This window comes from Arthrobacter sp. RIT-PI-e, assembly GCF_001187915.1.
Lineage (GTDB): Bacteria > Actinomycetota > Actinomycetes > Actinomycetales > Micrococcaceae > Arthrobacter_D.
On the sequence record NZ_LGIU01000064.1, the window covers coordinates 1 to 13,701 of the forward strand.

10 protein-coding genes and 1 pseudogene are annotated in these 13,701 nt (G+C 70.3%); 2 read left to right on the plus strand and 9 right to left on the minus strand.

Annotated features, from left to right (window positions below; genetic code table 11):
- From AC792_RS16425 to AC792_RS09150, 8 genes and pseudogenes are all read right to left on the minus strand, one after another.
- A pseudogene (locus tag AC792_RS16425) lies at positions 1 to 101 on the minus strand (superoxide dismutase); the annotation flags it as partial.
- Between the two features lie 114 nt (positions 102 to 215).
- Positions 216 to 1,199, minus strand: coding sequence for a DNA-binding protein WhiA (gene whiA, locus AC792_RS09120; protein WP_049830307.1), 984 nt, complete (start codon positions 1,197 to 1,199; stop codon positions 216 to 218).
- A gap of 10 nt (positions 1,200 to 1,209) precedes the next feature.
- The gene (locus AC792_RS09125) at positions 1,210 to 2,235 is read right to left on the minus strand and encodes a gluconeogenesis factor YvcK family protein (RefSeq protein WP_049830222.1); all 1,026 of its coding nucleotides are present in this window, start codon (positions 2,233 to 2,235) and stop codon (positions 1,210 to 1,212) included.
- Positions 2,235 to 3,134, minus strand: a complete 900-nt coding sequence (rapZ, locus tag AC792_RS09130; protein ID WP_049830223.1) for an RNase adapter RapZ — start codon at positions 3,132 to 3,134, stop codon at positions 2,235 to 2,237. Before rapZ ends, AC792_RS09125 begins: the two co-directional genes overlap by 1 nt.
- Before the next feature lie 103 nt (positions 3,135 to 3,237).
- Positions 3,238 to 5,298 carry an excinuclease ABC subunit UvrC gene (gene uvrC, locus AC792_RS09135; RefSeq protein ID WP_049830224.1) on the minus strand — a complete coding sequence of 687 codons (2,061 nt, stop codon included), beginning with the start codon at positions 5,296 to 5,298 and terminating at the stop codon, positions 3,238 to 3,240.
- A gap of 115 nt (positions 5,299 to 5,413) precedes the next feature.
- Positions 5,414 to 6,079, minus strand: coding sequence for an HAD hydrolase-like protein (locus AC792_RS09140; RefSeq protein WP_049830225.1), 666 nt, complete (start codon positions 6,077 to 6,079; stop codon positions 5,414 to 5,416).
- A gap of 79 nt (positions 6,080 to 6,158) precedes the next feature.
- Positions 6,159 to 9,065, minus strand: a complete 2,907-nt coding sequence (gene uvrA, locus AC792_RS09145) for an excinuclease ABC subunit UvrA (RefSeq protein ID WP_049830226.1) — start codon at positions 9,063 to 9,065, stop codon at positions 6,159 to 6,161.
- Positions 9,066 to 9,150: 85 nt separating this feature from the next.
- On the minus strand, positions 9,151 to 9,528 hold the full coding sequence (locus AC792_RS09150; protein WP_049830308.1) for a GntR family transcriptional regulator: 378 nt from the start codon (positions 9,526 to 9,528) through the stop codon (positions 9,151 to 9,153).
- 120 nt (positions 9,529 to 9,648) lie between these two features.
- Between AC792_RS09150 and AC792_RS09155 the strand changes: the two genes are divergently transcribed.
- Positions 9,649 to 10,299 (plus strand): MBL fold metallo-hydrolase, encoded by a 651-nt coding sequence (locus AC792_RS09155; RefSeq protein ID WP_049830227.1) that lies wholly within the window; start codon positions 9,649 to 9,651, stop codon positions 10,297 to 10,299.
- Between the two features lie 37 nt (positions 10,300 to 10,336).
- Here AC792_RS09155 and AC792_RS09160 read toward each other — a convergent pair whose 3' ends face one another.
- A complete protein-coding gene (locus AC792_RS09160) occupies positions 10,337 to 11,110 on the minus strand; it encodes a trans-aconitate 2-methyltransferase (protein ID WP_049830228.1) in 774 nt (257 codons plus the stop codon).
- A 42-nt stretch (positions 11,111 to 11,152) separates the two neighbouring features.
- On the opposite strand from AC792_RS09160, the gene AC792_RS09165 reads away from it, so the two are divergent.
- A complete protein-coding gene (locus tag AC792_RS09165) occupies positions 11,153 to 13,690 on the plus strand; it encodes a DEAD/DEAH box helicase (protein WP_049830229.1) in 2,538 nt (845 codons plus the stop codon).
- The last annotated feature ends 11 nt before the right edge of the window (positions 13,691 to 13,701 follow it).

Here is a 13,701-nt window from a genome sequence, read left to right on the forward strand (position 1 = left end):
GCGTGGTGCTTGGAGTGGTGCAGCTCCATGATCCGGCCGGAGATGTGCGGCTCCAGGGCCGCGTAGTCGTAATCAAGATCCGGCAGTACGTAAACGCTCACGTGATCCTCCTCGGTAGTGGTACGGGCCGCCTGCGCGGTCGATCCCCTCCTCGGAGCCCGTACCGCCGGCGTCGCGCCCGATCAGAAGCGGGCTTGCTGTTCCATCCTATGCACTCATTCCTCGTCGAGCATGTCGGAGGTGACATTTGCGTCCGTACCCGGGATCCCGAGGTCCGAGGCGCGTTTGTCGGCCATCGCGAGCAGGCGGCGGATCCTCCCGGCGATGGCGTCCTTGGTCATGGGCGGGTCCGCGAGATGACCCAGTTCGTCGAGACTCGCCTGCTTGTGCGCCACGCGCAGCTTCCCCGCGTAGTGCAGGTGCTCCGGCACCGTCTCGCCGAGGATCTCGAGGGCCCGCTCCACCCGGGCGCCCGCGGCCACGGCCGCCTGCGCGGACCGGCGGAGGTTCGCGTCGTCGAAGTTGGCGAGGCGGTTCGCGGTGGCACGCACCTCCTTGCGCATACGGCGCTCCTCCCACACCATGAGGGCGTCGTGCGCGCCCATGCGGGTCAGGAGCGCCGCGATCGTGTCACCGTCGCGGATGACCACCCGGTCCACGCCCCGGACCTCCCTGGCCTTGGCCGTGATGTCCAGGCGGCGTGCTGCGCCCACGAGGGCGAGCGCGGACTCCGGGCCCGGGCAGGTGACCTCGAGGGACGAGGAGCGCCCCGGTTCGGTCAACGAGCCGTGCGCGAGGAACGCGCCGCGCCAGACCGCCTCGGCATCGGCGGCGGACCCGTTCACCACCGCCGAGGGGAGACCTCGGACGGGGCGGCCCCGGCCGTCGAGGAGACCGGTCTGGCGTGCCAGGGACTCGCCGTCGCGGACCACGCGCACCACGTACCGGTTGCCCCGCTTCAGCCCGCCCCCGGTGACCACCATGATGTCGCTGCCGTGGCCGTACACCTCGGCGATGGCCGCGCGCAGCCTGCGTGCGGTGGAGGCGAGATCCACCTCGGCCTCGATGACGATCCTGCCGGAGATGATGTGCAGACCGCCGGCGAATCTCAGCAGTGCGGATACTTCGGCCTTGCGCACCGAGGACTTCTTCACGTCGAGGTGGGACAGCTCCTCCTTGACGTCGGCGGTCAGGGCCACGGACACACTCCTAGTTCTTCCCGAACATGTCGTTGTAGGACGTCGCCAATCGCAACGGATCATGCACGGGCTTGCCGGTCGAAGCTCCCACTGTACCGAAGACGGCGCGCCCTCCCAGCCCCTCGACCGCGCGCTCGAAGACGGCGTGGTCGCCCACCACGGACGGGTCGGCGAGCACGACGTCGATCGTGAGCTCCGGTGCGTACCGGGAGATCACGTTCAGGTGGTCCACGGCGGTCATGCCCTGCGGCTCCTTGGGGTCGTTGCTGAGGTTCATGGTCAGGCAGCGGCGGGCGGAGGTGCGGCACAGGGCCTCGCGCAGCTCGGGCAGGAGCAGGTGAGGCAGCACGGAGGTGTCCCAGGAGCCGGGGCCGAGGACCACCCAGTCGGCGAGCTCCACGGCCTCGAGCGCCTCCTGGCAGGCGGGTGCTCCCTCCGGCAGCAGGCGCACCGAGCTCACGTTCCCGTCCTCGGCGGCGATCGCGAGCCCCGCCTGCCCGGTCACCGTCCTGACGCGGAGACTGCCCTCCACCTCGCTCAGCACATCGCCCTCGATGGTGAGCGGCACGGTGGACATCGGGAGGACGCGTCCGCGTGCGCCGAGCAGTGCCCCGGCCCACTGGAGGCCCGCCACGGGGTCCCCGAGCAGCTCCCAGAGGGTGACGATCAGCAGGTTGCCCATCGCGTGGTGGTCGAGCGGACCCTCCACGCCGTCCCGCGAGGTGAACCGGTGCTGCATGACGTCACGCCAGGTGCGCCCCCAGTCCGTGTCGTCGCACAGTGCCGCGAGCGCCATCCTCAGGTCACCGGGCGGGAGGACCCCGAGTTCACGCCGCAACCGGCCGGAGGAGCCGCCGTCGTCGGCCACGGTGACCACGGCGGTGAGCTCCTGGGTCAGGAGCCGCAGGGCGGAGAGGGAGGCGGCCAGGCCGTGGCCCCCGCCCAGGGCGACGACGGAGGGCCCGCTCCCCTGGGCCTCGCCACTCCTGCGGGTGGCGGGTGGAATCAGGGGCAGCGGGCCGGAGAACAGCGCCACTACTCGCGTCCGAGGTCGCGGTGGTGCGCGGCGACCTGCACGCCGGGGAGCTGGGCGAGCCGCTGGGCGATCTCCTCGGTCACGGCCACCGACCGGTGCTTGCCACCGGTGCAGCCCACCGCGATCGTGGCGTAGTGCTTGTTCTCGCGCCGGTAGCCGTCGAGCACCGGCTCCAGCGCGTTGACGTAGCGGTCGATGAAGTCCCCCGCGCCCTGCGCAGCGAGGACGTAGTCGCGGACGGGGCCGTCGAGGCCCGTCTGGGGCCGCAGCACGGGCACCCAGTGCGGGTTGGGGATGAACCGGACGTCCGCCACGTAGTTGGCGTCCACCGGCAGACCGTACTTGAAGCCGAAGCTCATCACGTTGAGCCGCAGCACGATCGGGCCGGACTCGGAGAACAGTTCGGTGACGCGGGTGGCGAGGGCGTGGACGTTCAGTTCGGAGGTGTCGATCACGATGTCCGCGGCGTGCCTGAGTTCCTTGATCACCTCGCGCTCCGCGGCGATGCCGTCGAGGATCCGGCCCGCACCCTGCAGGGGGTGCGGTCGGCGGCCCTGCTCGAAGCGGCGTACCAGCACGGAGTCGTCCGCGTCGAGGAAGAGCACCCGGTAGTTCACGCCGGAGGCCCGCAGGCCTGCCAGGGACGCCTTGATCTCGCTGAACAGTTCCTTGCCCCGCACGTCGATCACCACGGCGAGCTTGGGGAGGGACTGCGGGGTCCGCGCCACGAGCTCGGTGAGCGTGGGCAGCAGCTGCGGCGGCAGGTTCTCCACCACGTACCACCCGTGGTCCTCCAGGGCGTTCGCCGCAGTGCTGCGGCCGGCACCGGACATACCGGTCACCACCAGCAGTTCCGACTCGGTGGGCTTGACCGGAGTCAGGCTCGTGGCCTCAGTCATCTCAGTGCATCCGTTCCGGTTGGACAGGACGCGCCGGTGCTCGCCGGGGCCCTGGGTCTGCAGTTCTCCGCGGCTCGCTCGGGCGGCCGCTGCTTCAGCCTAGCTAATCATCGATGATCTCGCCGGTGGTCATGTTGACCGCCGGCGTACCCGCGCCCTCACCCTGGGCGCCGAGCGCCTGCCGGACCGTCCTGGCCAGCGACGGACCCACCCCGGGTACCTCCACGAGCTCCTCCACGGATGCGGCGCGGATCTTCTTCACCGAGCCGAAGTGCTTGAGCAGTGCCTTGCGCTTGGCCGGACCGAGGCCCGCGATCTCGTCGAGGACGGAGGCGGTCATGGACTTCCCGCGTTTCTGCCGGTGGAACGTGATGGCGAACCGGTGGGCCTCGTCACGGATGCGCTGCAGCATGAACAGGCCCTCCGAGGCCCGCGGCAGGATCACGGGGAACTCGCTGTCCTGCACCCACACCTCCTCGAGCCGCTTGGCCAGACCCACCACGAAGACGTCGTCGATGCCGAGGTCCTGTAGGGCGCGGGCCGCGGCGGCCACCTGCGGGGGTCCACCGTCGACGACGACGAGGCTCGGCGGATAGGCGAACCGGTTCCGGGTGATGGCCGTGGTGGTGTCCTTCAGCGGCTCACCCTGCTCGTCGACGTCCCGCTCGTCCTGTTCGTCGAGGACCGGGTGCTCGGGGACCGCGGCGTCCTGCACTCCCGACCCCGGGTCGGGGGCGGCGGCGTCGACCTGCTCCCCGGCCTTCCCGGCCAGGTAGTTGCGGAAGCGGCGGTGGATGACGTCGTACATGGATGCGGTGTCGTCCCGGGCGGCGTCCCCGGTGATCGAGAACTTGCGGTACTCGGACTTCCGCGGGAGTCCGTCCTCCACCACCACCATCGACGCCACCACGTTGGTGCCCTGGACGTGCGAGATGTCGAAGCACTCGATCCGCATGAGCGGCTGGGGCAGGTCGAGTGCCTCCTGCAACTCCTGCAGGGCGGCCGAGCGGGTGGTGATGTCACCCGCCCGGCGGCTCTTGTGCAGGCGGAGGGCGTCCGCGGCGTTCTGCGCCACCGTGCCGAGCAGGGTGGCCTTGTCCCCGCGCTGCGGCACCCGGACGTCCACCCGGCTGCCACGGAGCCCGCGGAGCCACTCCAGCATCTGCTCCTCGTGGCTCGGCAGCACCGGCACCAGGACCTCGCGCGGGATCTGCTCGTTGCTGCCGCTCCCCTCGCCGTAGACCTGCTGCAGCAGGTGCTCCACGAGCTCGGGGGTGCCCATGTCCTCGACCTTCTCCACCACCCAGCCGCGCTGGCCCCGGATCCGTCCGCCCCGGACGTGGAACACCTGCGCGGCCGCCTCCAGCTCGTCCTCCTCGAGGGCGAAGATGTCGGCGTCCGTGTCCTCGCTCAGCACCACCGTGTTGCGCTCGAACACCCGGCGGAGCGCGGCGATGTCGTCGCGGAGGCGCGCGGCGGACTCGTAGTCGAGCTCGGCAACCGCCTCGGCCATCTTCCGCTCGAGGCCGGTGATGAACTTCTTGGAGTCCCCCGCCATGAAGTCGCAGAACTGGGCGGCGAGGGCCCTGTGGTCCTCCGGGGTGATCCGCCCCACGCAGGGCGCCGAGCACTTGTCGATGTACCCGAGGAGGCAGGGGCGGCCGGTGCGCTCGGCGCGCTTGAAGACCCCTGCGCTGCAGGTCCGGACCGGGAACACCCGGATCATCGTGTCCACGGTCTCGCGGATGGCCTTGGCGGGGTAGAACGGACCGAAGTAGCGCGTGTCCTTCTTCTTGTCACCGCGCAGCACCTGCGCACGGGGGTACTTCTCCCCCATGGTGACGGCCAGGTAGGGGTAGGACTTGTCGTCGCGGAACATGATGTTGAAGCGCGGGTCGAACTCCTTGATCCAGGTGTACTCGAGCTGCAGCGCCTCGAGTTCGCTCCCCACCACCGTCCATTCGACGCTCGCGGCCGTGAAGACCATGCTCCGGGTCTTCGCGAGCAGCCCCTGGGGGTTCGCGAAGTAGGAGTTCAGCCGGGATCTCAGGTTCTTCGCCTTGCCCACGTAGATGACCCGGCCGTGCTCGTCGCGGAAGCGGTACACCCCGGGATCGAGGGGGATCTCGCCGGTCTTCGGCCGGTACGTCACTGGGTTCGCCACCCCACAATCCTAGGGCCGGACGGTGACACCCCCTGCCCGGGGCGGGTCCTGTCAGCTCACCGCGGAGCAGCCGGACGCATGACCGGTGACACGTCCGTGGAGGACGGCGATCGGCTCATGCTGCGCCGAGCAGCGCCTCCGGCAGGTCCTCCGCCGAGTCCACGATCCGCACCGCTCCCGCGTCCTCGAGTTCACCCGCGAGCGCGAAGCCCCAGCTCACGCCGATGCACACCAGCCCGTTCGCCGCGGCGCCCTCGACGTCGTGCCGCCGGTCACCGATCATGACCGCGTCCCGGGCGGATCCCGCATGACGGTCCAGCGCGGCGCGGATGATCGGCGCCTTGCCGTGGGGGGCGCCGGTCTCCTCCCGCGGGGATCCGTGGACGGACGCGAAGAGGTGCCGCATCCCCTGCACCTCCAGGAGTTCCTCCGCGAGCCACTCGGGTTTCTGCGTGGCGACGGCCACCACGGCGCCGGCCTCGACGAGCGCCTCGACGCAGCGGACGATCCCCGGGTAGGGCCTGCTCCGTGCCATCCCGGTGGCGAGGTAGCCGGTGCGGTAGGAGGCCACGACGTCGGGGATCAGTGCGGGAGGCACCTCGGCGATCGCGGCCAGGGACTGCACGAGCGGTGGCCCCACCATCGCCTGGAGCACGGCGTCACTGGGCCTCGGGAACCCGTGGGCCATCAGGGCGGCGGCGATGCCCCCGGTGATGGCACCGGCCGGGTCCACGAGGGTGCCGTCGAGGTCGAAGAGGATCAGCGAGGGTAGAGGAGCCACCGGGCAAGCTTGCCACAGCCGCGCGGACGGGGCGGGAGGGACGGGCCCGCCCTGGCCGCGCTGCACGGGGACAGCGGCCTCAGGCCCGTTCGAAGATCTCCTTCAGGAACGTCCCCGTGTAGCTGCGCTCGTTCTTCGCCACCTGCTCGGGTGTCCCGGTGGCGATCACCTCGCCGCCGCCGGAGCCGCCGTCGGGGCCGAGGTCGATCACCCAGTCGGCGCTCTTGATCACGTCGAGGTTGTGCTCGATGGTGATCACCGTGTTGCCCTTGTCCACCAGTCCCTGGAGCACTCCGAGGAGTTTGCGGATGTCCTCGAAGTGCAGGCCGGTGGTGGGCTCGTCGAGCACGTAGACGCTGCGCCCGTTGGAGCGCTTCTGCAGCTCGCTCGCGAGCTTCACGCGCTGCGCCTCCCCACCGGAGAGCGTCGTCGCCGGCTGGCCCAGGCGTACGTAGCCCAGCCCCACCTCCACCAGGGTCTTCAGGTGCCGGGCGATGGGGCTGAAGGCGGCGAAGAACTCGGCGCCCTCCTCGATGGGCATGTCGAGGACGTCCGCGATGGTCTTGCCCTTGTAGTGCACCTCGAGCGTCTCCCGGTTGTACCGTGCTCCGTGGCAGACCTCACAGGGCACGTAGACGTCCGGGAGGAAGTTCATCTCGATCTTCAGCGTGCCGTCGCCCGAGCAGGCCTCGCAGCGCCCGCCCTTGACGTTGAAGGAGAAGCGGCCGGGCAGGTACCCGCGCACCTTCGCCTCCGTGGTCTCGGCGAACAGCTTGCGGATGTTGTCGAACACCCCGGTGTAGGTGGCCGGGTTGGAGCGCGGGGTGCGGCCGATGGGGCTCTGGTCCACGTGGATGACCTTGTCCAGGTGCTCCAGGCCGTCGATCCGCTTGTGCCGGCCGGCCACCTGCTTGGCACCGTTGAGCTTGTTCGCGAGCACCTTGTAGAGGATGTCGTTGACCAGCGTGGACTTCCCGGACCCGCTGACGCCGGTCACCGCCGTCATGACGCCGAGCGGGATGGTGGCGTCCACGTTCCGCAGGTTGTGCTCACGGGCGCCCACCACCTTGAGCTGGCGCGAGCGGTCGATCTTCCGGCGCTTCTGCGGCGTGGCGATCGTGCGGCGCCCGGCGAGGTAGTCGCCGGTGATGGACCTCTCGTTGGTGAGCAGGTCCTCGAGCAGCCCGGAGTGGACCACCTCCCCGCCGTGCTCCCCCGCCCCGGGGCCGATGTCCACGATCCAGTCCGCCTCGGCGATGGTGTCCTCGTCGTGCTCGACGACGATCAGCGTGTTCCCGAGGTTCCGCAGGCGCGTGAGCGTCTCGATGAGGCGGCGGTTGTCCCGCTGGTGCAGGCCGATGGACGGCTCGTCCAGCACGTACAGGACACCCACGAGACCGGAGCCGATCTGGGTGGCCAGCCGGATGCGCTGCGCCTCGCCGCCCGAGAGCGTGCCGGAGGCGCGTTCCAGGTTCAGGTACTCGAGCCCGACGTCGAGCAGGAAGGTCAGGCGGGCCTGGATCTCCTTGAGCACCTGGTGGGCGATCTGCGCCTCGCGCCCGGTGAGCACCAGGTTATCCAGGAAGTCGGCGCAGTCCCGCATGGGCATCGCGGACACCTCGGCGATGGAGCGCCCGTTGATCAGCACCGAGAGCGAGGCGGGGTTGAGCCGGGCACCACCGCACGTGGGGCACGGGATCTCCCGCATGTACTCCTCGTACCGGTCGCGGGCGTTGTCCGACTCCGTCTCGCCGTGCTTGCGCTGGATGTACTGCACGGCTCCCTCGAACCCGGTGCTGTACTTCCGCTCCCGGCCGAACCGGTTCTTGTACTGCACCACCACCTTGTGGTCCTTGCCGTAGAGCGCAGCCTCACGCGCGCGGTCGGGCAGCTTCCGCCAGGGGGTGGTGATGTCGAACTTCAGCTCGGAGGCGAGACCCTCGAGCAGTCGTGTCCAGTACTCCAGGGTCGCCGTGCCCAGTGACCACGGGGCGATCGCCCCCTCGGCGAGGCTGAGGTCCGGGTTCGGGACCACGAGCTCCTCGTCCACCTCGAGCTTGGAGCCGATGCCCGTGCAGGCCGGGCAGGCGCCGAACGGGTTGTTGAAGGAGAAGGAGCGCGGCTCGATCTCGTCGATGGCCAGCGGGTGCTCGTTGGGGCACGCCAGGTGCTCCGAGTAGGCCTGGATGCGCTTGGCGTCGTCCTCGGGCAGGTCCACGAACTCGGCGAGCACGCGCCCGTCGGCGAGCTTCAGGGCCGTCTCCACAGAGTCGGTGAGCCGCTGCCGGATGCCGTCCTTCACCACGAGGCGGTCCACGATGACCTCGATGGTGTGCTTGTACTGCTTGCCGAGCTTCGGGGGGTCGCTGAGCTGGATCAGCGTGCCGTCCACGCGCGCCCGGGAGTAGCCCTTGGCGGTGAGCTCCTGGAAGAGGTCCACGAACTCACCCTTCCGTGCACGGACCACGGGCGCGAGGACCTGGAAGCGGGTGCCCTCATCGAGCTCGAGCAGCTGGTCCACGATCTGCTGCGGGGTCTGCTTGGCCACCACCTCGCCGCACACGGGGCAGTGCGGGCGGCCCACGCGTGCCCAGAGCAGACGCATGTAGTCGTAGATCTCGGTGATGGTGCCCACCGTGGAGCGGGGGTTCTTGCTCGTGGACTTCTGGTCGATCGAGACCGCCGGGGAGAGCCCCTCGATGAAGTCGACGTCGGGCTTGTCCACCTGGCCCAGGAACTGCCGGGCGTAGGCGGAGAGCGACTCCACGTAGCGCCGCTGCCCCTCGGCGAAGATGGTGTCGAAGGCCAGGGAGGACTTCCCCGAGCCGGACAACCCGGTGAACACGATCATGGCGTCGCGCGGCAGGTCCAGGTCCACGTTGCGCAGGTTGTTCTCACGCGCGCCCTTGACGATCAGCCGGGAGAGGTCCTGGGCGGCCGGGGCCGGGTTGTGGGCATGCTGCTCGAGAGAGTTCGCTGTAGACACCCGACAACTGTAGGCGAAGAACCGCTCGAAGACATGTTCGATTACTCCGGGATCCGCACCGCCGTCCTCCGCCGGACCGTGCCGTTCACGCTCGGCGCAATGCCGCCCGCACCACGGCCACGGCGTCGGCCTCCGAGAGACCCGCGGAGTGCACGACGACGGCGAAGGTCTCCGCCGCGTCCGCCACCCGTCGTCGGGCGTCGTCGCCCCCGGCCGTGATCACCGTCCCGGCCCGTCCTCTCGTCTCCACCACGTCCGCCTGCTCCAGTTCACGGTAGGCGCGGGCCACGGTGTTCGCCGCGACACCGAGGTGCACGGCGAGGGTGCGGACCGGCGGCAACCGCGTGCCCACCGCCGCCCTGCCGGAGTTCGCCGCGGCCAGGACTGCCTGCTTGATCTGCTCGAACGGCGGCACGGGGCTCGTCGGCTCCAGCTTCAGCCAGCGGGGAATTCCCTGTTCCATGCCGTGGTCCTCTCCGGGCCGCCGGGAGACCCGGGCCCTGCTGATCGTGAAATCCTCCTGCACCCTACCGCCGCACCGCTCCTGCCGCACCGTGCGTCCGGCCGCGCCTACACTGGCCCCATGTCCCGCCTTCTGCACCGCCTCCCCGACGTGACCATCCGCAGCATCGCCGTCTCCGCGATGGACAACAACGTCTACCTGCTCACCTCACGCACCAGCGGGGCGCAGGTCCTGATCGACGCCGCCGACGACGCCCCGGCCATCCTCGGTCTCCTCGCGGACGCGCAGGAGGACACCGACGCCGAGGCGCGCCTGGCGCTGATCATCACCACGCACTCGCACTGGGACCACGTGCGGGCGCTCGCGGAGGTGGTCGAGGCCACAGGGGCCCGGACAGCGGCAGGGGCCGACGACGTCGCCGACATCGCCGTCCCCACCGACGTCCCGTTGCGGCAGGGCGACGCGGGATCGTTCGAGGGCTTCGAGCTGGAGGCCGTCCACCTCCGCGGGCACACCCCGGGCTCGGTGGCCCTGCTCTACCGCGACCCCCACGGACCGGCGCACCTCTTCACGGGCGACTCGCTGTTCCCCGGAGGGCTCGGGAACACGCAGGGGGATGCGGCACGGTTCGCCTCCCTGTACGAGGACGTGGTGGCACGGGTGTTCGACCAGCTGCCCGACGACACCCTCGTGCACCCCGGCCACGGGGCCGGCACCACCCTCGGTGCGGAGCGCGCGTCCCTGCCGGAGTGGCGCGAGCGCGGCTGGTAGGCAGCCACGCGCCGGGCCGGTGTCAGCCGGGCCGGTATCAGGCGGATCGGTGCCCGACGGCGAAGATGCGGCGGAACCCGAGGACCGTCCCGTGCCCGGTCCGCGGGTAGGCTGCCCGCAGCAGCTCCGCGTACCCGGTCTCGAAGTCCCGGCCGTCCTCCGCGGACAAGGCCGTGAGCACCGGGCGCAGCGCCGTTCCGCGCACCCACTCCAGGACGGCGTCCTCCCCCTCCAGGACCTGCTGGTAGGTGGTCTCCCACACATCGGCTTCCAGGCCGGCGGACAGCAGCACCTGCAGGTAGTCGGTGGGCTCCCCCACGGCGTCCTCGTGCCGCAGGACACCGTCGAGCTTCGCCGCCCACCGCGGACTCGCGGCGTGCTCGCGCAGCAGGGCATGGGACGGGGCGCCGAAGTTGCCCGGTACCTGGACGGCGACCCACCCGTCGGGGTCCAGCGATCGCGCCCCCCCCGCCAGCAGGTCCTGGTGTCCGGGCACCCACTGGAGCACCGCGTTGCTGACGATCACGTCCACGCCGTCCGTCCGGTGGTCCCGGACGTCGCCGGAGGCGAAGCGCAGATTGGCGGGTACCTGCCGCCGGCGTGCGGCCGCGATCATGTCCTCGCTCGAGTCGATCCCGGTCACCTCGGCCCCGGGCCAGCGGCGGGCGAGGATCTCGGTCAGCTCCCCGGGCCCGCACCCCAGATCCACCACCGTGCGGGGAGCCTCGGCATCGATCCGGCTCAGGAGATCGAGGAAGGGGCGGCCGCGGTGTCCGGCGTAGCGGGCATAGGTCCCGGGGTTCCAGCGCATGGTCCACCCTGACACACGTGCCCCCGGTAGGCTGGACGGACCATGAGGATCCACGAGCACCTGCCCCGGCACGAGAACGGCGAGCTCCCCGCGGACGCCGTCTACGCAGCATTCACCGGGTGGGCGGGCGCACGCGGTCTCACCCTCTACCCCGCCCAGGACGAGGCGGCGATGGAACTCGTCTCCGGGAACAACGTGATCCTCGCGACGCCCACCGGGTCGGGCAAGTCGCTCGTGGCGATCGCGGCGCACCTGAAGTCCTTCGCTGAGGGGCGCACCAGCTACTACACGGCACCGATCAAGGCGCTCGTCTCCGAGAAGTTCTTCGCGCTCTGCGAGATCTTCGGCCCGGAGAACGTGGGCATGATCACCGGGGACTCCGGTGTGAACCAGGACGCCCCGATCATCTGCTGCACAGCGGAGATCCTGGCGAACCTCGCACTGCGCGAGGGTGCGGACGCCGACGTCGACACCGTGGTGATGGACGAGTTCCACTTCTACTCGGACCCGCAGCGCGGCTGGGCGTGGCAGGTACCGCTGCTGGAGCTGCCCCAGGCGCAGTTCCTGCTGATGTCCGCGACCCTGGGCGACGTCACCCGCTTCGAGGAGGACCTCACCGCGCGCACCGGCCGGGACACCGCCACGGTCACCTCCGTGGAGCGCCCGATCCCCCTGCACTTCTACTACGCGGAGACCCCGGTCCAGGAATCCCTCGAGGAGCTGCTCTCCACGGGTCAGGCACCGGTGTACGTGGTGCACTTCAGCCAGGCCGAGGCGATCGAGCGGGCACAGAACCTGATGAGCGTGAACGTCTGCACAAGGGAGGAGAAGGACCGCATCGGGGAGCTGATCGCCGGGTTCCGGTTCTCCTCCGGGTTCGGCAAGACCCTCAACCGCCTCGTGCGCCACGGGATCGGGGTGCACCACGCGGGCATGCTGCCCAAGTACCGGCGCCTGGTCGAGCAGCTCGCGCAGGCAGGTCTGCTGAAGGTGATCTGCGGTACGGACACCCTCGGTGTGGGCATCAACGTGCCGATCCGCACGGTGCTGCTCACCGCGCTCAGCAAGTACGACGGCGTCCGCACCCGGGTGCTCAATGCCCGTGAGTTCCACCAGATCTCGGGACGCGCCGGCCGGGCGGGGTACGACACCGCCGGGACCGTGGTGGTGCAGGCGCCCGACCACGTGGTGGAGAACACCAAGGCTCTGGCTAAGGCGGTCTCGAAGTTCGGCGACGACCAGAAGAAGCTCCGCCAGGTGGTGCGGAAGAAGCCGCCGCAGGGCTTCGTCTCCTGGGGCAGACCCACCTACGAGCGCCTCGTGGAAAGTGTCCCGGACCCGCTGACGTCGTCGTTCTCGGTGAGCCACGCGATGATCCTGAACCTCCTCGAGCGGCCCGGTGACCCGTTCGCGGCGGCGCGACGGCTCCTGACGGAGAACCACGAGAGCCGGGCGTCCCAGCTGCGGCTGATGCGCCGCGCGCTGGGGATCTACCGCGAGCTCGTCGCCGCCGACGTGGTGGAGCGGCTCCCGGAGCCCGAACCCGACGGACGCCAGGCACGGCTCCGGGTGCACCTGCAGGCCAACTTCGCCCTCAACCAGCCGCTCTCCCCGTTCGCATTGGCCGCCCTGGACCTCCTCGACCCGGAGTCACCGGGGTACGCCCTCGACGTCGTCTCCGTGATCGAGGCGATCCTCGAGAAGCCACGCCAGGTCCTCAACGCCCAGGAGAAGAAGGCCCGCGGCGAGGCCGTGGCGGCCATGAAGTCCGAGGGGCTGGACTACGACGCCCGGATGGCGCGCCTCGAGGAGATCGGCTACCCCAAGCCGCTCGAGGAACTGCTGCAGCAGTCCTTCGAGGTGTACCGGGGCTCGGCGCCGTGGCTCGGTGACTTCGAGCTGGCCCCGAAGTCGATCGTGCGCGACATGTACGAGCGGGCCATGAGCTTCGGGGAGTACGTGGCGTTCTACGCGCTCACCCGCTCCGAGGGCATCCTGCTGCGCTACCTCGCCGACTGCTACAAGGCCCTGCGGCACACGGTGCCCACCGAGGCGCTGCGCGAGGACCTCAGCGACGTCATCGAGTGGCTCGGCGAACTGGTGCGCCAGGTGGACAGCTCCCTGCTGGACGAGTGGACCCAGCTCGCCGCCGGCGGGTCGGTGATCGCCGGGACCGCCGTCGACCTCGCCGAGGAGCCGCCGTCGGTGACCTCCAACGAGCGCGCCTTCCGCGTGATGGTGCGCAACGAGATGTTCCAGCGCGTCAAGCTCTTCGCCGACGAGCAGGACGAGGCCCTCGGGGTCCTCGACGGCGGGTCCGGCTGGACGGCGGACCGCTGGGCCGAGGCCCTGGACGGGTACTTCGGCGACTACGAGGACATCGACGACGGCCCGGACGCCCGCGGGCCCGCCCTGCTGCTGATCACCAGGGCACCCGGGATCTGGAAGGTCCGGCAGATCCTCAAGGACCCGGAGAGCAACAACGACTGGGGCATCAACGCGGAGATCGACCTCGCGGCGTCGGACGAGGCGGGGGCACCCGTGGTGCGGATCCTCGGGGTCGGGGCACCTGCGGCCTGATGCCGTAGGTC

Coding starts and splice junctions, on each gene's coding strand:
- AC792_RS09160 (WP_049830228.1), bottom strand. CDS start 11,110: ATGCGCTGGAACCCCGGGACCTATGCCCGCTACGCCGGACACCGCGGC.
- rapZ (WP_049830223.1), bottom strand. CDS start 3,134: ATGACTGAGGCCACGAGCCTGACTCCGGTCAAGCCCACCGAGTCGGAA.
- AC792_RS09155 (WP_049830227.1), top strand. CDS start 9,649: ATGTCCCGCCTTCTGCACCGCCTCCCCGACGTGACCATCCGCAGCATC.
- AC792_RS09150 (WP_049830308.1), bottom strand. CDS start 9,528: ATGGAACAGGGAATTCCCCGCTGGCTGAAGCTGGAGCCGACGAGCCCC.
- AC792_RS09165 (WP_049830229.1), top strand. CDS start 11,153: ATGAGGATCCACGAGCACCTGCCCCGGCACGAGAACGGCGAGCTCCCC.